We start from the raw sequence: 17246 nt of genomic DNA, 5'->3' as shown, positions 1-17246 counted from the left end.
CTGCTCGATGGGCTTCGTGATCCAGGTGGTTCCTGACGGCACGGGCGGGTCACCCTCGTACGGGGCCGTACTCGGGTGATCCCGCCCGTGCCGTCAGGAACCACCTGGGCGCGAAGACCGCGAGCTTGACTTGCAGGACACCGCCTAGACGACGGCGAGTGCGACGCCCGCCCCGGTGATCAGGACGCACGCCGCGATCGTCGTGCGGCGGTAGTGCAGGATCAGCGCCGCGAACTCACGCAGCAGGGCGCTCGGCAGGAAATAGCTCGCGGTGGGGGAGCCGGTCGCGTGGATCGGCAGCCCGAGGCGGCGGCACTCCACCGCCGTGCGGAAGACGTGGTAGTTGCTCGTCACCGCCAGGACGCGACCCGCCCGGCCGGACTGGGGGAGCAGGGCGGCCGAGAAACGCAGGTTCTCCTCGGTCGTCGTCGCCTGGTCCTCGCGGCGGATCCGGTCCTCCGGGACGCCGCGCTCGCGCAGGTAGCCGTGCATCGCCACGGCCTCCGTGACGCTCTCGCCCGGGCCCTTCCCGCCGGAGACGACCAGCAGCGGCGGGTGCGCGGGTTCCCGTTCGTAGAGCCGGATCGCGCGGTCGAGGCGGCCGGCGAGCAGCGGCGGGACGCGGTCGCCGGCGAGCCCGCAGCCGAGGACGATGATCGCCTCGACGTCCCGGTGGCGCCCGACCCGGCTGTAGAGCACGGAGTAGACCAGCAGTGACGCGAGCAGGAACCCGAAGTAGCTCGTGAGCACGATGGCGATCGCCACGAGCGCCGTGCCCCAGCGGCCGAGCGGGACGAAGAAGAGCACTTCGAGCGTGATCAGCCCGGCGCCGAGGGCCAGCGACAGCAGGTTCCCCTTGCTGCGGCCTTCCTTCCGCCACATCTGCGCGCCGTTGAAGATCAGCGCGGCGGGCAGCACCAGCGCGACGATCACCGCGATCGCCGCCAGCAGCACGGCCACCACCGGGGTCAGCCACTCGAGGTGCAGGGCCTCGCGCAGCAGCCAGGCGCCGGTCAGCAGCAACGCGACCCCGAGCCAGACGGCGTTCCCGAGCCGGCGCGGTTCGCGCGCGAGCCGGATCAGGAAGACGAGCAGCGCGACCCCGGCGGCCAAGGGCAGCGCGGCTCCGGCGAAGTTCACCCGGCCTCCCCTGACTGTTCCCCCACGAGGAAGTCAACGTAGCCGAGGGACTTCGGGGCCGCGAACCGGGGCGAGTCACCCGGGAGAGTGACTCGCCCCGTTCGTCAGGCCTTCTTCTGCATGCTCGACCGGGCGGGGTTCGCCTGCTTGGCCGCCTTCGGGTCCTTCTCGTCGGCCTTGGCGCGGACGCCCGACTCGATCCGGTCGCCGATGTCCTTGTCGACGTTGCGCCAGTAGTCGAAGGCGCGCTGCAGCACCGGCTCGGTGACGCCGTTGAGCAGGTGACCCACGACGTTGTCGACGAACCGCTCGCGGCCGGCGTCGTCGAAGACCTCACGGATCATCGTGCCGGCCTGGCCCCAGTCGTCGTCCTCTTCGCGCAGCGTGTACGCGGTGCGGACCATGTCGCCGTCGGTGTGCCAGCCCGCCGGCTGGCCGTACTTCGCGACGTCGGCGTGCGGGCCGCCCTTGGAGTTCGGCGCGTACACCGGGTCGGCGACCTTGGTGTAGCGCATCGCGCCGTCCTTGCTGTAGCTGTGCACCGGCGACACGGGCGCGTTGACCGGCAGCTGCTTGTAGTTCGCGCCGATCCGGTAGCGGTGCGCGTCCGGGTAGGAGAACAGCCGGCCCAGCAGCATCTTGTCCGGGCTCGCGCCGATCCCCGGCACCAGGTTGCTCGGCTCGAACGCGGCCTGCTCGATCTCGGTGTGGTGGTCGGTCGGGTTCCGGTCGAGCGTCATCCGGCCGACGTCGATGAGCGGGTAGTCGGCGTGCGGCCACACCTTCGTGAGGTCGAACGGGTTGAACCGGTAGGTCTTGGCGTCCTCGAACGGCATGACCTGGACCTTGAGCGTCCAGCTGGGATGGTCGCCGGCCTCGATCGTCTCGTACAGGTCGCGCGTGTGGTAGTCGGTGTCGGCGGCGGCCATCTGGTCGGCCTCGTCCTGGGTGAAGGTCTCGACGCCCTGGTCGGTCTTGAAGTGGTACTTCACCCAGAAGCGTTCACCACCGGCGTTGACCCACATGTAGGTGTGCGAGCTGTAGCCGTTCATGTGGCGCCAGGTCCGCGGGATGCCGCGGTCGCCCATCAGCCACGTCACCTGGTGCGCCGACTCCGGCGACAGTGTCCAGAAGTCCCACTGCATGTCGTGGTCGCGCAGGTTGTTGTCGGCGCGGCGCTTCTGCGAGCGGATGAAGTGCTGGAACTTCAACGGGTCGCGCAGGAAGAACACCGGGGTGTTGTTCCCGACCATGTCGTAGTTGCCTTCGCTGGTGTAGAACTTGACCGCGAAGCCGCGCGGGTCGCGCCAGGTGTCGGGGCTGCCCCGCTCGCCGGCGACGGTGGAGAACCGGATCAGCAGGTCGGTCTTCGTCCCCGGCTGGAACACCGCGGCCTTCGTGTACGCGCTGACGTCGCCGGTCACCTCGAACCGCCCGAAGGCGCCACTGCCCTTGGCGTGCGGCTGCCGCTCGGGGACGCGCTCGCGGTTGAACTGCGCCATCTGCTCGATGAGGTAGTTGTCGTGCAGCAGGATCGGGCCGTCCGCCCCGACGGTGAGCGAGTGTTCGTCGCTTTCGACGGGGATGCCGGCGTCGGTGGTGGTCGGTTCGGGATGGATCTGCGTCACTGCGGTCCTCTTTCTGCGTGGTGGTTCGCGGTGCACCCGGGGCAGAAGCCCCAGAACACCACTTCCGCCTCGTCGATGGTGAAGCCGTGCCCGGCGCCGGGGGTGAGGCAGGGTGTGGCGCCGACCGCGCAGTCGACGTCCTCGGTCCGCCCGCACCCGCGGCACACGACGTGGTGGTGGTTGTCCCCGGCTCGCCGCTCGAACCGGGCGGGGTGCCCCGGCAGCTCGATCCGCCGGATCAGGCCGGCTTCCGTGCACGCGCCCAGGACGTCGTAGATCGCCTGGGTGGACACGGAGTCCAGCATGGCGCGGACGCCGGTGCCGATGGCGTCCACAGTGGAATGAGGGTGCTGCGCCAGCCAGGTCAGCACCGCCCGCCGGGGCGCGGTTACCCGCAGACCCGCCGCTCGTAACATGCCGGCCGCATCGCTCATGACTCCCCACCGTGCGCCTGTTTCTGGACTGGGTCAAGTCCACGGAAGGACGGTTTCGAAGGGGTGAAACCGGGTACACGCCAGGAACTTCTGGCATCGTGAGCGGGATGGAAGACCCGCGCCCGGCGTTCGTGCTGCACGAGCACTGGCGGCCCCGGCACCACTTCGACCTGCGCTTGGAGGAGAACGGCGTGCTGCGGTCGTGGGCCGTCCCGCGCGGCCTGCCCGCCACCGCGGGCGGCAACCGCCTCGCGATCGCCGTCCCCGACCACGCGCTCGACCACCTCGGCTACGAGGACGAGCACAAGAAGGTCGCCGACACCGGCTGGTGGGAGGAGCACGACCGCACGCCCAAGCGAATGCTGTTCACGTTGCACGGCCGGGAAGGTGACGTCCGTTACGCGTTGATCGACACGGGCCGCGACTGGCTGCTGCACCGGACCAAGGAACAGCCCGCGCGGAGCTAGGCTCGCTTCAGAAGTGGGTTCTCAGCGGCTTCGGCTGAGGGGTAATCTTGCCGGCGGCGGCAATCCCGGTGCTGCAAAGACGGGCGATCGGGTGCCGGATACCGGGAGTTTCCGTCACTCGCGCCCGTACCGAGCTTTGGTGGTGCGGGCTCTCGGATCGCCGGGAGTATCGGCTGGTCATGGCTACTCGTCGACGCAGGCGATGCGGACGGTGGCTTCGCAGCGCACCTAGCCCGGCAGCCCCTTCTCGATGAGCGTGAAGCAGGCGTCGATCCAGGTCGCGGCGCCGTCGTCGGGGATGCGGCCGCGGACGTCGGAGCTGGTCAGCACCCGGAACGGGGTGATCAGCAACGCCGCCGCCGCGCGCGTCGCCGGGTCGAACGGGGAGCCGCCCGCCTCGGCCGCGAGCGTGGTCGCGAGGCGCTGCTCGTAGCGTTCCCACATCAGCTGCAGCCGGCTGTGCAGCGCCGGGTTCTCGCCGATCAGCCGCGCGAACGCGACGATGCCCTCGGAGCCGTCGCCGGGCAGCGTCCCGTCGATGAGCTCGTGGGCCAGGCGGCGGACCGCCTCGGCGGGCGAGGTGCCCGCCGGGCGGCCGGCCAGCCGCTGCTCGATCCGGTCGAGCAGGGAGAATTCGTCGGCGAAGACGAGGTCCTCCTTGCTGTCGAAGTAGACGAACAACGTCTTCACCGACACGTCGGACGCCCCGGCGACCTCGGCGACGGTCACCTGGTCGAAGCCGCGCTCCCGGAACATCCGCTCGGCGTTGGCGGCCAGCGTCTCGCGGGTCAGGCGCTTCTTGCGCTCCCGCAGTCCTTCGCGCGGCTCCTCGGTCATGCCCTCACCCTTTCACAGGCGACCGGAAACGATCAGTACGCGGGCGCTTCGGCCGTGCCGTCGGCGATTTCGCGCATCTGTTCCGCCAGCGGCTTCTCCCGCACGACCAGCGCGAGCACCAGCATCACGGCCGCGATCGGGACGGTGCCGAGGAAGACGACCGAGAAGCCGTGCGCACGCCATCGACGGGCCGGCCAGCAGGGCACCGATGACGGGGTAGCGCTTGTAGTGCCCGGTCTTCGCGATCAGCGGCTCGGCCACCGCTGTCGCCGCGACCAGGCCGACCAGGAGCGGGATCACGTACAGCCCCGCGGTGAACGCCGACGCGTGCCGCACGGTCTGCAGGAACAGCGGGACGTAGAGCATCGCGACGAACAGCACCAGCGTCGAGAGGAAGAACTGGACGGCGGAGATCACGAAGACGCCGTTGCGGAACATCGGCAGCGGCGTGATCGGCTCCGCCGCCCGGCGCTCGGTGAGGACGTAGCCCACGAGCGACACGACGGCGACGGCGATCAGCGCGAGCACCGGCGTGGTCGTCCAGCCCCGGTCCGGCCCGAGCGTGGCCACCAGCAGCACGGCCGTGGTCGCCACGGTGACGAGGACCCCGCCGAGGACGTCGACCCGGCCGCGGCCGACCGGCTTCGGCAGGTGCAACCGCGCGGCGATGGCGACGATCGCGACGACGCCGACCGGGACCTTGACGTAGAAGATCCACCGCCACGACAGCGCGTCGGAGAACAGGCCGCCGAGGAACGGCTCGGCGATTCGCTCACTCTTTGCGAGAAGATCTAGTGTGGCACAGGCGATAACGAAAGTGACTTACGCATTGTGGGCGCAGTCGCCGCGCGGTGCGCCCAGACGCCGAGGACGGCGAGCAGGGCGATCTCCAGGAGCATCATCAGGCGTTCGACCAGGCCGGTCGCCACGGTCGGCAGGTGGCCGCCGAGCACGACGTTCACCGCGAACGGGACGATGAACGGCAGGTAGAACGGGATCGCGGCCAGCGCCAGCCGGCGCGACCAAGTGGCGAAGCGGCGCCAGCGCGGGTCGTCGCGGTGCCGCCGGCCCAGCGCCCAGCCGACGACGGGCAGGCTCAGGCACGTCACGGCGGAGGCGTAGAGGTGGATCTTGCCGGTGGTCGTGATGGCCCCGCCTTGCGGATCCTTCGCGAAGATCGCGACGGTGAGCAGGCTGACGCACCAGAGGGCTTTCGCCGCGACGAGCGCCGGGTTGGCCAGCAGCCCGCGGCGGTAGAGCGCGACGAGCAGCAACGCCGAGCCGGTGCTGGTGAGGATCAACGCGCCGTCCCACATCCAGCGGCCGGGGACCAGGGCGTAGTCACTGAGCATCGCGGTGACGGGATCGAGCGGCGCGAGCCGCCGATCGAGGTGCAGCACAGCGAGCAGGACGACGGCCGCGGCGAACGCGGCTTGCGCACCGGGCACGAGCAGCCGGGCGCGAAGGGAAAGGGTGGGTCGGTGCGGGGGCCAGCATGCCTAGGTTCACTCCGGGGACGCTCAACGGGTTCAGGCGAAGTCGGCGACGCTACCCGTGACCATTCCGTGACCATCGCAGACACACCTGCGCTGTGACGCACCCCACGCTCCGGCGCCTCGGCCCGACCCAAGGCGGCGCTTTCACGTGAAAGTGCCGCTTTGTTCCGCAAACTCGCACTTTCCCCAGGAAAGATGCGTCAGTGGTCGCCGTCCTGGGGGATTTCTGCCGAGTCCGTGAGGCGCAGCTTGCGGCGCGCCCGCTGGTAGAACGTCGTCATGCCGAGGCGGACCACCCGGGCCGCGCTCGGGCGGCCTCGCAGGTCCAAGCGGTCGCCCGGGTTGACGTAGCCCGCTACCTGGCCGTCCACCTCCACCGCGAGGCGGCCGCTCGTCGGCAGGACCTCCAGCGCCACCGTGTCGTGCACCGAGAGCACCACGCCCCGGCTGTACGCCGAGTGCGGTGCCGCCGGCGTCACCAGCAGGGCCTCCACCGACGGGCTCGTGATCGGGCCGCCCGCGGAGAAGCTGTACGCCGTCGAGCCGGTCGGGGTCGCGACGATCACCGCGTCCGCCGAGTAGCTCACGAACGGCTGGCCGTTGACGCGCACCGCGACGACCGCGCTGCCGTCGCCGGGGACGCGGACCACCGCGATGTCGTTGAACGCCGTGATCCGCTGGCCGTCGAACACGGCGTCGACGGCGAGGCGCGGCTCCACCGTGAACTCGTTGCCGTCGATGGCCGACAGCGCGTCCGGCAGGTCCGGCACGTCGACCTCGGCGAGGAACCCGAGCTTGCCCAGGTTCACCCCGAGCACCGGCGCGCGCTGCCCGTCGGCCAGCCGCATGGCGCGCAGCATCGTGCCGTCGCCACCCAGGCTGACCAGCAGGTCCGAGCGGCGGCCCAGCTCCTCCGACGTCACGCCGACGGCGGCGCACTTCAGCCGGACGATCTCGTCGGCGATGCCGAGGATCTCGATGCCGCGGTTCCCGGCCCAGCCGAGCACCGCCTCGACGGCGGCCGCGGAGTCGCGGCGGGGGTGCAGGACCAGGCCCGCGCTGTGCATCAGCGGGCCCGGCGGGGCGAAGGCGTCATGCGCCCAGTCTGCACGCTCAGGCGGGCCGCCGCGAGAACCGCAGCGCGCCGTCGTCGATCCGGCCGTGCCGCAGCTTGACGACGTCGTGCGCGTAGCTCATGCCGAGCGTCCACGGCGCCCGCGACCCGGCCTTCGGGAACGCGTCGATCGCCCGCAGCACGTACCCGGCGTCGAAGTCCAGCAGCGGCCGCTCGGTGACCGCCGGGTCGTCGTTCACCGGGACGGCCTGGTCCTGCCCGGTCCGGTCGAGGTGACGCAGCAGCCGCACGACGTACTCGCCGACGAGGTCGGCCTTGAGCGTCCACGACGCGTTCGTGTAGCCGATGGTGAACGCGAAGTTCGGCACGCCGCTGAGCATCATCCCCTTGTACGCCATGGTTTCCGGCAGCTTGACGACGTGCCCGTCGACGGCCAGCTCGATGCCGCCGAAGGCCAGCAGCCGCAGCCCGGTGGCCGACACGACGACGTCCGCTTCGAGCTCGTCGCCGGACTCCAGCCGGATCCCGGTCTTCGTGAACGACGCGATCCGGTCGGTGACGATCGAGGCGTCGCCGTGCTTGATCGAGCGGAACAGGTCGCCGTCCGGCACCAGGCAGAGCCGCTGGTCCCAGGGCTGGTACTTCGGCTTGAAGTGCGTGTCGACGGCGTACCCGGCCGGCAGCTGCTTCATCGCGGCCTTGCGGATCATCGCCTTCACCACGCCCGGACGACGCCGGCTGAGCTGGTAGATCAGCGTGCTCACGGCGACGTTCTTCCAGCGCGCGATGGGGTAGGCCAGCTTCGGACCGAGCAGGCCGCGCAGCCGGTTGGCCAGCGCGTCCTCCGACGGCAGCGACAGGATGTAGGTGGGGGAGCGCTGCAGCATGGTGACGTGCTCGGCGCGGTCGGTCATCGCCGGGACGAGCGTCACGGCCGTCGCGCCGCTGCCGATCACGACGACCTTCTTGCCCGCGTAGTCGAGGTCCTCGGGCCAGTGCTGCGGGTGCACCACGGTGCCGCCGAACTCCTCGACGCCGGGGAACTGCGGCGTGTGGCCGCCTTCGTAGTCGTAATAACCGCTGCACAGGTACAGGAACTTCGCCGTGAAGCGCACGGGCTCGCCATCGTGCGTCGCCTCGACCGTCCACAACGCGTCCTCTGTGGACCATTCCGCGCGGATCACCTTGTGCCCGAACCGGATGTGCCGGTCGATGCCCGCCTCGGTCGCGGTGTCGCGGACGTACTGCAGGATCGACGGCCCGTCGGCGATGGCCTTCTCGCTGGTCCACGGCCGGAACCGGTACCCGAGCGTCTGCATGTCCGAGTCGGACCGCACGCCGGGGTAGCGGAACAGGTCCCACGTGCCGCCGATGGCGTCGCGCGCCTCCAGGATCGTGTACGTCTTGCGCGGGAACGCCTCCCGCAGGTGGTGGGCGGCACCGACACCGGACAGCCCGGCCCCGACGATCAGCACGTCGACGTGCTCGGTCATTTCACGGCCTCCGTCTGCCGGGCACGCATGCGGTTCTGCAGGCGGGAGAGCACGGCGTAGTAGTGGGTCGGGGTGACGCGGGTGAGCGCGTCGAACAGGTGGGCGTCGGGCCCGACCAGGATACGGGCCTTCCCGCGGTCGACGCCCGTGTGGATGATCTCCGCGGCCCGTTCGGGCGACGTCATCGTCATCGCCTCGAACTGCGCGGCCATCTCGTCCTTCGTGCGGCCGCGGCCTTCGGGGTCACGCCGCACCCGGGCGTTGCGCGCGATGTTCGTGGTGATCCCGCCCGGGTGCACGGTGATCGCGCGGACGCCGGTGCCGCGCAGCTCGTGGCGCAGCGACTCGGTGAAGCCGCGGACGGCGAACTTCGCCGCGCAGTAGGCGCTCTGGTGCGGCATCCCGGCCAGGCCGAACACGCTGGAGGTGTTCACCACGGCACCCGAATCCTGCTCGGCGAGGATCGGCAGGAACGCCCGCGTCCCGTGCACGACCCCGCGGAAGTTGATGTCGTGCAGCCAGTCGTCGTCCTCGGGCACCGCGTCGAGCACGGTCGACGTCACCGCGACGCCGGCGTTGTTGAACACGGCGGCCAGCGGCGCCGGGAGCCACTCGCGCACCTCATCGGCGAAGCGGAGCTGGTCGGCGGCGTCACGGACGTCGAGAACCCGGGTCAGCACGTGTCCGCGCAGGCCGGCCGTGGTCGCCTTGAGCCCGGCTTCGTCGACGTCGGCGATGGCGACGGGGGAGCCGAGCTTGGACAGCCGCGTCGCGAGGGCACGGCCGATGCCGGACGCCGCACCGGTGATGACCACCGGGCGGCCGGTGAGGCTAGGTGGTCGGGACATCGCTGCTCCTCGCGTGGCCGGCGATCAGGTCGAGCAGGGCGGGCCACGCGCCTTCGGGCAGGTTGTGCCCCAAGCCGCGGACGGTTTCGAGGCGGGCCCCGGGAATCGCCCGCGCCGTGGCGGCGCCGCCGGTCGGGTGCACCATCCGGTCGCGGTCGCCGTGCACCACCAGCGTGGGCGCGGTGATCTTCTTCAGCCACGCCGTCCGGTTGCCGGACTTGAGGATCGCGCCGAGCTGACGGCCCACACCGCCCGCCGTCGGGTCGCGGTCCCAGCCCGTCCCGGCCGTTTCGCGCACCCAGGCCTCGTCGAAGGGGAAGCCGTGCGAGCTGATGTGCCGGAACATCTTCACGGCGCTTTCGACAGCCTCTTCGCGCGACTTCGGCGGCTTCGCGCCCATCAGCCGCAACGTCGAGAACGCCGGGCGGCCGATCAGGCGGGACCCGGTCGTCGACATGATCGACGTCAGGGTCCGGACCCGCGCCGGGTGCAGCGCCGCCACCGACTGGGAGATCATGCCGCCCATCGACACGCCCGCGAGGTGCACGCGGTCCAGGCCCAGCGCGTCGAGCAGGCCCACGGTGTCGGCGGCCATGTCCCTCAGGTCGTACTGCTCCGGCGGGAAGCGGCCGGCGACCATCGCGGGCAGCTTCGCCGGCCGGAACCGCGGGTGCGTCGAGCGCCCGGCGTCGCGGTTGTCGAAGCGGACGACCTGGAACCCGCGCCCGGCCAGCTCGGCGCAGAAGGCGTCCGGCCAGCTGTGCAGCTGCTGGCCCAGCCCGGCGACGAGCACCAGCGGCTCGGCGCCGTCGTCCCCGATCCGTTCGTACGCCAGGGAAATCCCCCGGCCGGCGTCGGCGATCTGTTCGTTCACGCGATTCCTTCCCGGCGGCGCACGACCGCGCGCCCGCCCTTGGCCGGGGCGTAGGCGACGCCCCGGGAGTGCCAGCGCTCGTCCGCCTCGGTGGTCAGCTCGAGCGTGAAGTCGCGCAGCAGGGTGCGCAGGACGACGGTCATCTCCATCGTCGCGAACGCGGCGCCGATGCAGCGGCGGGTGCCGCCGCCGAACGGGATCCACTGGTAGAGGTCCGGTCGTGCGCCGGAGAAGCGGTGCGGGTCGAACGTCGCGGCGTGCGGGAAGAGCGTGTCGTCGTCGTGGATCAGGGCGATGCTGACGAGCACCACGTACCCCTTCGGCAGCGTCCACGGGCCGAGCCGGAAGCCGTCCTGCTTGACCTGCCGGGCCGTGAGATCGATGACCGGGCGGGTGCGCTGGACCTCGAGGATCGTCGCGTCGAGCAGCTTGCTGTCGGTCGCTTCGGCGAGCTCCCGCAGCACGCCGGGGTGGCGCCGGAGCCGTTCGACCGCCCAGGCCAGCGTGGTCGCGGTGGTTTCGTGCCCGGCGGTGAGCAGGGCCAGCAGCTGGTCGGCGATCTCTTCGCGGCTCAGCTCGGCACCGTCGTCGTAGCGGCTCTGCAGCATCAGCGCGAGGACGTCGTCACGCTCGTCGAGACGCTCGTCGGCGCGGGCCTTGGCGATCAGCCGGTCGACGATCGCGTCGTACTCGCGGCGCAGCCGTTCGAAGCGGCGCCACGGGTTCAGGCGGCCCTTCTTGGAGATCGGCAGTACGGCCAGCCGTGAACCGAGCGTCACGAACGGCGGGAGAAGCGCCCGCAGCTCGGCGAATTCGGCTCCTTCCGCGCCGAACACCGCGCGCAGGATGGCGTTGAGGGTGATCCGCATCATCGACGGCAGCGTCGCGAACGCGCGGCCCTCCGGCCAGCTCGCCAGTTCGCGGACGGTCTCTTCCTCGACGATCTTCTCGTAGGCAGCGAGCCGGCGGCCGTGGAACGGCGGCACCAGGAGCTTGCGCTGCCGGCGGTGTTCCTCGCCCGAGAGGGCGAACAGCGACCGCGGGCCGAGCACGCGCCCGAGGTTCACCTCTTGGTTGTCGACCAGGTCCGGCCCGGACATGAACAGCTGCTTGATCTCGGCCGCGCCGCTGATCACGACGGCGTGGCCGAAGATCGGCACGTTCACCGTGAAGGCGTCCCCGTACTTCTCCCGCAGCCGGCGCATGCCGCGCAGCGGGCTGGTCAGCGCGTAGGCGCCCTGGACGGCGCGGGGCGCGGCCGGCCCCGGCGGCAGCGTCACGGGCCCTGGGCGTGTCACGGTCGTCATCGACATCTCCCCGCTCGGTGGTACGCGAACGTACCGTCGGTACGGTACGCCGGGGTACCATCCGGTTTCAAGGGGCTCCGGCCGCGGAAGGGGTATAGCGTGACGACGGTGACCACGGTCGAGACCCACCGGTTCCGGCAGCGGCTGCTCGACGGCTTGGCCGCCTCGATCACCGAGGACGGCTTCCGCGACACGACGGTCGCCGGCATCGTCCGCCGGGCCCGGACCTCGCGTCGCACGTTCTACGAACACTTCTCCAGCAAGGAAGCGTGCTTCGTCGCGCTGCTGGCCGAAGCGAACCGCCAGATGATCCGGCAGATCACCGAAGCCGTCGACCCGCGCGCGCCGTGGGCCGATCAGGTGCGCCAGGCGATCGAGGCGTGGATCGCCGCCGCGGAGTCGCAGCCGGAGATCACCCTGAGCTGGATCCGCGACGTCCCCGCGCTCGGCGCCTCGACCCGCGATCTGCAGCGCGAGGCGATGGAGGGCTTCATCGCGATGACGCTGCGGCTGACCGACACGGCCGAGATGCGGGCGGCGGGGATCCGGCCGCTGTCCCGGCAGCTGGCGATCATGCTGCTGGGCGGGTTGCGCGAGCTGATCGCGACGACCGTCGAGGACGGCGGCCGCGCCGGCGACGTCACCGAGGTCGCAGTCCGCGCGTCTATCGCCCTGCTGGGGCCGTGACTGCGGTACCGGCGCACCAGACCCGGGTGATCGCGCGGGTGGCCCGGATGTCCGTGATCGGGTCGCCGTCGACCAGGACCAGGTCGGCACGCAGGCCGGGGCGGATGGCACCGCGGTCGTCGAGGCCGAAGTGCTTGGCGGGCAACGCCGTCGCCGCACGGAGAGCGTCCACAGTGGACAAGCCGGCGTCGACGAGCAGCTCGAGTTCGTCGTGCAGGCTCACGCCGTGCTCGACGGTGGCCGGCACGCCCGGCTCGGTGTTGGCGTCCGTCCCGGCGAGGATGGGCACGCCCGCGCGGTACAACGCGGTCACCGACGCCTTCGCGCCTTCGTAGAGCTGCGGCCGCCCGACCATCGCGGACACGCCTTTCATCATGGTCAGCGTCGGCGCGACGATCCGGGCGCGGGCCACGTCGTCCGTCGTGATCGGGGCGCCCAGCGGTGCGTGCGTGAGGACGTCGACCCCGGCGTCGAGGCCCATCGTGTAGGCCCCGGCCGAAGTGGCGTGCGCGACGACCAGCAGCCCGGCCTCGTGCGCGGCTTCGGTGAGCGCCCGGGCGGCGGGCAGCTCCGGGCCGCCGCCACCGGGCGCCTCCAGGACGATCTTCAGGTAGTCGGACCCCGCCGCGACCCGGGCGGCGACGAAGTCCTTGGCCTGCCCGGGATCGGTGATGACGGCTTCGGCGGGCATGCCGGGGATCCGGGCGTGCATCCCGCTCGGCCCGATGGCCGGGATCCCGGCGCTGCGGATGTCGGTCAGCCCCGGCCGGTCGCGCAGTGACGCGAGCAGTTCGGCCGAGAACGTCGCCATGTCGAGGGCCGTCGTGACGCCGTGGCGCGCCAGCTGCTCGAGGTTCTCGGGGCCGTGCAGGTGGATGTGGGTGTCGATGAGCCCGGGCAGCAGGACGCCGCCACCGCCGTCGACGGTATCGGCCCCGGCGGGGTCTGTGCCGATCGTGCCGCCGTCGATCACGACCGTGCGCGGCTCGGTGAGCCCGGCGCCGTCGAAGACCCGGACGTTCGTGACGGCGGTCCTGCTCATGCGACACTCCCCGATAAGGAACGGTACTGTTCACTAAGCACGGTACACGGGAAGGGCGGGCGATGCCGGACACGCGGCGACGGGGCGACGACCTGGTGCGGGCGATCTACGCGTCGACGCTGGCCGAGCTGGCGGAGGCCGGCTTCGCGGAGCTGAGCTTCGAGAAGATCGCTCTTCGCGCCCACACCGGCAAAGCGGCGCTCTACCGGCGCTGGTCGACACCCGCGGAGCTGGTGCTGGCCGCCCTGACCGACCCGGTCGCCGGCTTCGGCGAGACCCCGCCGCCCGGCACCGGCGACCTGCGTACGGACCTGCTGGTGCTCCTCGGCGGTTTCGCCCGCGTGCTCGACGAGCCGCACGGGCGGGCGCTGGTCCAGCTGATCACGCAGCGCCGGCGGCACCCGGCGCTGTTCGAGCGGGTCCGCGACCTCGTGTTCCGGCCGCGGCAGGAGCTGATCCTGGAGCTGCTGGGGGAGACCGGCACCGCGCGGCTCGCCGCCGTCGGGCCGCGGCTGGTCCTGGTCGCGCACATCGAGGCCGGGCCGGTCTCCGAGGCCGAAGTCGCCGCGATCGTCGACGAGGTGCTCCTGCCGCTGGTCGGCTAGGTTCGAGGGTCATGGAGAGCGACAACACCCAGAGCGTGTTCGACGTCCTCGCGGAAGCCGCGGCGCTGCCCGGGACCGCCGAAACCATGCTGGTGGACAAGTACTTCGTCGACAAGGCTTCGGCCAGCGCGCGGATCTTCCGGATCTACCGCGAAGTCCCGCTGCACTACCACGACGACTGCGACGAGCACCTCTACCTGCTCAGCGGCGGCGGCACGTTCCACCTGGACGGCGAGGAGTTCGAAGCGAGGCCGGGCATGTTCCTGGCCTTCGAGCGGCGCAAGGTCCACGGCTTCCCGACCATCACCGCGGAGCCGTTGGTGGTCCTGGCGATCGACGTCCCCCGCCGCCGCCCGGACGACATCGTCTTCGTCGACCCGGCCGCGGGTGACGCGAAGAGCTTCATGGCCCGCAACGCCGAGGACGACTGACGGTTCCCAGCTCGCGATGTCCGGACGTCCAGCTGAGCCACTGTCTCTAATTGCGACAGCCGGGCGGCCGCGACCGTCCTAGGTTCGGTGGGCGGCCGTGCCCGGACGCGGGTGCCGGGCGGTCGCCGGAGGCGACGATGAAGGCGCTGGTCTACCACGGTCCGGGCGCGAAGGCCTGGGAAGACGTCCCGGACGCCGCCGTCCAGGAGCCCACCGACGTGGTCGTGCGCGTCGACACGACGACGATCTGCGGCACCGACCTGCACATCCTGCAGGGCGACGTCGCCGCGGTGACCGACGGCCGGATCCTCGGCCACGAAGCGGTCGGCACGGTGACGGCGGCCGGCGACGCGGTCCGGGCGTTCGCCGTCGGCGACCGGGTGCTCGTCCCGGCGATCACCCAGTGCGGCCGCTGCGAGTACTGCGGCCGCGGGATGCCGTCGCACTGCCAGACGGTCGGCGGGATCGGCTGGATCTTCGGTCACCTCATCGACGGCACCCAGGCCGAGCTGGTGCGCGTCCCGTTCGCGGACACGTCGTTGTACGCGGTCCCGGACGACGTCACGAACGAGCAGGCGATCTTCCTGGCCGACTCGCTGCCGACGGGCTACGAGGTCGGCGTCCTGGCCGGCCGCGTCCGCCCGGGCGACACGGTGGCGGTGGTCGGCGCGGGCGCGGTCGGCCTGTCGGCGATCCTGACGACGGGCCTGTGGGGCGCGTCGAAGGTGATCGCGGTGGACTCCAACAAGTTCCGCCTCGAGAAGGCCCTGGACTTCGGCGCGACGGACGCGATCGAAGCCGGCCCGGACACGAAGGCCGACGTCCTGGCCATGACGGACGGCCTGGGGGTAGACGTCTCGATCGAGGCGGTCGGCTACCCCCAGACCCTGCAGACGGCGGCGTCCCTGGTCCGCCCGGGCGGCCGCATCGCGAACATCGGCGTCCACGGCGTCCCGGTGGAGCTGCCGATGCAGGAGATGTGGATCCAGAACGTCACGCTGACGATGGGCCTGGTGGACACGGTCTCGATCCCGACCCTGCTGAAGATGGTGTCCTCGGGCCGCATCCCGGCGGAGAAGATGGGCACCCACACGTTCACCTTCGCGGAGATGGACGAGGCGTATGAAGTCTTCGCCAACGCGGCCGCCAACTCGGCGCTGAAGGTGGTCATCACGCCCTGACGTGCGGAGGGCGGCTCGGCGTCAGGTCATCGTCGGGTCGCCCCAGGCCAGCTCCGCCGGCCGCCCCGCGCGGGGCCGCACCGACACGGCGGCACCGCCGAAGGGCGAGCCACCCACGCCGGGACGGGACCACGGGCAGCCCTCCCGAAGGACCGGTCGGTGATTCCCTTCCGCTTTGTGGCCAGAAAATGTCCAGAACCTGTCAGGTGATCAGCCGGGCCCGGGAGGCCTGAACCTGTCGATCCGGGCGTCGCTCGTTCGACGCCTTGGTGAAGGAGGTTCTCCCGTGTCCCAGGTGATCTTGTACATGTCGATGTCCCTCGACGGCTTCATCGCCGGCCCGGACGATCGGGCCGGCCAGGAGCTCGGCCGTGGTGGCGGGCGGTTGTTCGACTGGCTGGACGAGCGGCTGGGGGAGGGGGTGAACGGCCAGGTGTACCGCGAGGCTTTGGCCACCGGTGCGGTGATCTCCGGCCGCCGGACGTTCGAGCTGGCCGGTCGGTGGCAAGGCGACCACCACGACGGCGTCCCGATCCACGTCCTGACGCACCACGTGGACCCCGGGGACGAGCCGCCGGGAAGTGCGCGGTTCTACACGGACGTCGTCGCGTGTGTGACCGAAGCGGTGCAGGCGGCCGGCGGCCGGCCGGTCATGGTGCACGGCGCGGGGGCGGCGCAATCGTTGCTGCGCGCGGGTTTGCTCGACGAGCTGGAGATCCACCTGGTCCCGGTCCTGCTCGGCGGCGGCCGGCGGTTGTTCGCGGAGTCGGAGCGGGTCGAGCTGGACGTCGTCCGGCGGCTCGACGGGAACGGCGTGACCCACCTCCGTTACCGGGTGGCCCGCTAGCCCGGTCCCGGGGCACGCCCCCGGGACCGAACCGGTCGATGTCAGTCGGCGTCGGGGAAGTGGATGTCGGCGATGTGGACGTCGACGCCCTCGACGTCGAGGCCGAGGAACTTTTCCACCGCGTCGATCACGTCGGTGCGGATCTTCTCGGCCAGGGCCTTGACGGCGTGGCCGAAGTCGATCACCACGGAGATGGTGATCGTGGCGACGTCGCCGTCTACCGCTACCTCGACGTCGTCGCTGGTGAGTTCGTGGACGCCTTCGGCCTTGCGGGCCACCCGGTACACGATCTTCACCACGACGTCGTCGCCGATGGTGGTGGCGCCGCGGGTGCCGGCGGCGGGGCGGGCGGCGGCCGCGACGACTCGCTCCGCCTCGTCGACGACCTCGACCGCCGCTACGGGTTCGACCACCACGGCCTCGGTCTCGACCGGCGTCGCGACCCGGTCGGTTTCCTCTTCGGGCACCTCGACGACAGAGTCCGCGGCCGCCTCGTCGGAGTCCTCGGTGACGGCCTCGTCTTCGACGTCGTCCGCGGCCTCGTCGGTTTCGGTGTCGACGGCTTCGGCCTCGACGCCGGAGACTTCGGCGACCTCGGCGTCTTCGGAGGCGGAGACCGAAGCGTCCTCGGTCGCGACGTCCTCGGTGTCCTCGGCGGGCTCGGTGGTCTCGGCCGCGTCGGCCTCGATCTCTTCGGTGGCAACGACTTCGGGTGTGGATTCGGCCGGGGGGTACCCGCCGGTGGCGGGGGTGCCGGAGTTGGGGCGGCCGAAGATGCTGTTGATGACGTCGGACATGGGTTCCCCTTTTCGGGAGCGACGACTTCGGGTGGGGACGAACAAGACGGCGCCACT

19 protein-coding genes are annotated in these 17246 nt (G+C 71.3%); 6 read left to right on the top strand and 13 right to left on the bottom strand.

From position 1 onward, the window contains the following. Positions 1 to 144 precede the first annotated feature (144 nt). The 3 genes from OG570_RS37250 to OG570_RS37240 all read right to left on the bottom strand — a co-directional run bounded on the left by OG570_RS37250 (position 145) and on the right by OG570_RS37240 (position 3202). On the bottom strand, positions 145 to 1140 hold the full coding sequence (locus OG570_RS37250) for a YdcF family protein (protein ID WP_326953533.1): 996 nt from the start codon (positions 1138 to 1140) through the stop codon (positions 145 to 147). Between the two features lie 104 nt (positions 1141 to 1244). Further along, entirely contained in the window at positions 1245 to 2768 is a 1524-nt protein-coding gene (locus OG570_RS37245; RefSeq protein WP_326953532.1) for a catalase, read from the bottom strand. Beyond that, the gene (locus tag OG570_RS37240; RefSeq protein WP_326953531.1) at positions 2765 to 3202 is read right to left on the bottom strand and encodes a Fur family transcriptional regulator; all 438 of its coding nucleotides are present in this window, start codon (positions 3200 to 3202) and stop codon (positions 2765 to 2767) included. The genes OG570_RS37245 and OG570_RS37240 overlap by 4 nt, the downstream gene beginning before the upstream one ends. Before the next feature lie 107 nt (positions 3203 to 3309). Here OG570_RS37240 and OG570_RS37235 point away from each other — a divergent pair, with 107 nt between their 5' ends. Beyond that, positions 3310 to 3669: a DNA polymerase ligase N-terminal domain-containing protein gene (locus tag OG570_RS37235; protein ID WP_326949332.1), complete on the top strand. Its 360-nt coding sequence runs from the start codon at positions 3310 to 3312 to the stop codon at positions 3667 to 3669. A gap of 228 nt (positions 3670 to 3897) precedes the next feature. On the opposite strand, the gene OG570_RS37230 is transcribed toward OG570_RS37235, so the two are convergent. The 8 genes from OG570_RS37230 to OG570_RS37195 form a co-directional block, all read right to left on the bottom strand. Then, positions 3898 to 4506 carry a TetR/AcrR family transcriptional regulator gene (locus OG570_RS37230; protein ID WP_326953530.1) on the bottom strand — a complete coding sequence of 203 codons (609 nt, stop codon included), beginning with the start codon at positions 4504 to 4506 and terminating at the stop codon, positions 3898 to 3900. A gap of 12 nt (positions 4507 to 4518) precedes the next feature. Then, complete coding sequence (locus OG570_RS37225; protein WP_326960271.1) at positions 4519 to 5274, bottom strand: MFS transporter; 756 nt, start codon at positions 5272 to 5274, stop codon at positions 4519 to 4521. Between the two features lie 23 nt (positions 5275 to 5297). Beyond that, complete coding sequence (locus tag OG570_RS37220; RefSeq protein ID WP_326953529.1) at positions 5298 to 5954, bottom strand: DUF998 domain-containing protein; 657 nt, start codon at positions 5952 to 5954, stop codon at positions 5298 to 5300. Positions 5955 to 6202: 248 nt separating this feature from the next. Then, complete coding sequence (locus tag OG570_RS37215) at positions 6203 to 7069, bottom strand: NAD(+)/NADH kinase (RefSeq protein ID WP_326949336.1); 867 nt, start codon at positions 7067 to 7069, stop codon at positions 6203 to 6205. Positions 7070 to 7115: 46 nt separating this feature from the next. Beyond that, positions 7116 to 8570 (bottom strand): flavin-containing monooxygenase, encoded by a 1455-nt coding sequence (locus OG570_RS37210; protein WP_326949337.1) that lies wholly within the window; start codon positions 8568 to 8570, stop codon positions 7116 to 7118. Next, entirely contained in the window at positions 8567 to 9418 is an 852-nt protein-coding gene (locus OG570_RS37205; RefSeq protein ID WP_326953528.1) for an SDR family NAD(P)-dependent oxidoreductase, read from the bottom strand. Before OG570_RS37205 ends, OG570_RS37210 begins: the two co-directional genes overlap by 4 nt. After that, a complete protein-coding gene (locus OG570_RS37200) occupies positions 9402 to 10292 on the bottom strand; it encodes an alpha/beta fold hydrolase (RefSeq protein ID WP_326953527.1) in 891 nt (296 codons plus the stop codon). The genes OG570_RS37205 and OG570_RS37200 overlap by 17 nt, the downstream gene beginning before the upstream one ends. Beyond that, positions 10289 to 11599: a cytochrome P450 gene (locus OG570_RS37195; RefSeq protein WP_326953526.1), complete on the bottom strand. Its 1311-nt coding sequence runs from the start codon at positions 11597 to 11599 to the stop codon at positions 10289 to 10291. The genes OG570_RS37200 and OG570_RS37195 overlap by 4 nt, the downstream gene beginning before the upstream one ends. Positions 11600 to 11698: 99 nt before the next feature. Here OG570_RS37195 and OG570_RS37190 point away from each other — a divergent pair, with 99 nt between their 5' ends. Continuing rightward, entirely contained in the window at positions 11699 to 12286 is a 588-nt protein-coding gene (locus OG570_RS37190) for a TetR/AcrR family transcriptional regulator (RefSeq protein ID WP_442788217.1), read from the top strand. Here the strand turns inward: OG570_RS37190 and OG570_RS37185 are convergent. Continuing rightward, complete coding sequence (locus OG570_RS37185; RefSeq protein WP_326953524.1) at positions 12264 to 13328, bottom strand: amidohydrolase family protein; 1065 nt, start codon at positions 13326 to 13328, stop codon at positions 12264 to 12266. The genes OG570_RS37190 and OG570_RS37185 overlap by 23 nt on opposite strands. A gap of 62 nt (positions 13329 to 13390) precedes the next feature. Here OG570_RS37185 and OG570_RS37180 point away from each other — a divergent pair, with 62 nt between their 5' ends. The 4 genes from OG570_RS37180 to OG570_RS37165 all read left to right on the top strand — a co-directional run bounded on the left by OG570_RS37180 (position 13391) and on the right by OG570_RS37165 (position 16392). After that, the gene (locus tag OG570_RS37180; protein WP_326953523.1) at positions 13391 to 13933 is read left to right on the top strand and encodes a TetR-like C-terminal domain-containing protein; all 543 of its coding nucleotides are present in this window, start codon (positions 13391 to 13393) and stop codon (positions 13931 to 13933) included. Between the two features lie 11 nt (positions 13934 to 13944). Further along, entirely contained in the window at positions 13945 to 14364 is a 420-nt protein-coding gene (locus OG570_RS37175; protein WP_326953522.1) for a cupin domain-containing protein, read from the top strand. A 137-nt stretch (positions 14365 to 14501) separates the two neighbouring features. After that, the gene (locus OG570_RS37170) at positions 14502 to 15545 is read left to right on the top strand and encodes an alcohol dehydrogenase catalytic domain-containing protein (protein ID WP_326953520.1); all 1044 of its coding nucleotides are present in this window, start codon (positions 14502 to 14504) and stop codon (positions 15543 to 15545) included. A gap of 286 nt (positions 15546 to 15831) precedes the next feature. Further along, the gene (locus tag OG570_RS37165; protein WP_326953519.1) at positions 15832 to 16392 is read left to right on the top strand and encodes a dihydrofolate reductase family protein; all 561 of its coding nucleotides are present in this window, start codon (positions 15832 to 15834) and stop codon (positions 16390 to 16392) included. A 41-nt stretch (positions 16393 to 16433) separates the two neighbouring features. On the opposite strand, the gene OG570_RS37160 is transcribed toward OG570_RS37165, so the two are convergent. Beyond that, complete coding sequence (locus OG570_RS37160) at positions 16434 to 17189, bottom strand: Asp23/Gls24 family envelope stress response protein (protein ID WP_326953518.1); 756 nt, start codon at positions 17187 to 17189, stop codon at positions 16434 to 16436. Positions 17190 to 17246: the final 57 nt, after the last annotated feature.

The sequence above is a fragment of the Amycolatopsis sp. NBC_01286 genome (genome assembly GCF_035982555.1).
Taxonomy (GTDB): domain Bacteria; phylum Actinomycetota; class Actinomycetes; order Mycobacteriales; family Pseudonocardiaceae; genus Amycolatopsis.
This window is presented reverse-complemented; position numbering and strand designations above follow the sequence as displayed.

Bases quoted from the DNA above. Each gene is read 5' to 3' on its own strand.
- OG570_RS37170 (WP_326953520.1), top strand. From the start codon at position 14,502: ATGAAGGCGCTGGTCTACCACGGTCCGGGCGCGAAGGCCTGGGAAGAC.
- OG570_RS37180 (WP_326953523.1), top strand. From the start codon at position 13,391: ATGCCGGACACGCGGCGACGGGGCGACGACCTGGTGCGGGCGATCTAC.
- OG570_RS37215 (WP_326949336.1), bottom strand. From the start codon at position 7,069: ATGCACAGCGCGGGCCTGGTCCTGCACCCCCGCCGCGACTCCGCGGCC.
- OG570_RS37235 (WP_326949332.1), top strand. From the start codon at position 3,310: ATGGAAGACCCGCGCCCGGCGTTCGTGCTGCACGAGCACTGGCGGCCC.
- OG570_RS37185 (WP_326953524.1), bottom strand. From the start codon at position 13,328: ATGAGCAGGACCGCCGTCACGAACGTCCGGGTCTTCGACGGCGCCGGG.
- OG570_RS37195 (WP_326953526.1), bottom strand. From the start codon at position 11,599: ATGACGACCGTGACACGCCCAGGGCCCGTGACGCTGCCGCCGGGGCCG.
- OG570_RS37160 (WP_326953518.1), bottom strand. From the start codon at position 17,189: ATGTCCGACGTCATCAACAGCATCTTCGGCCGCCCCAACTCCGGCACC.
- OG570_RS37240 (WP_326953531.1), bottom strand. From the start codon at position 3,202: ATGAGCGATGCGGCCGGCATGTTACGAGCGGCGGGTCTGCGGGTAACC.
- OG570_RS37205 (WP_326953528.1), bottom strand. From the start codon at position 9,418: ATGTCCCGACCACCTAGCCTCACCGGCCGCCCGGTGGTCATCACCGGT.
- OG570_RS37230 (WP_326953530.1), bottom strand. From the start codon at position 4,506: ATGACCGAGGAGCCGCGCGAAGGACTGCGGGAGCGCAAGAAGCGCCTG.
- OG570_RS37210 (WP_326949337.1), bottom strand. From the start codon at position 8,570: ATGACCGAGCACGTCGACGTGCTGATCGTCGGGGCCGGGCTGTCCGGT.
- OG570_RS37175 (WP_326953522.1), top strand. From the start codon at position 13,945: ATGGAGAGCGACAACACCCAGAGCGTGTTCGACGTCCTCGCGGAAGCC.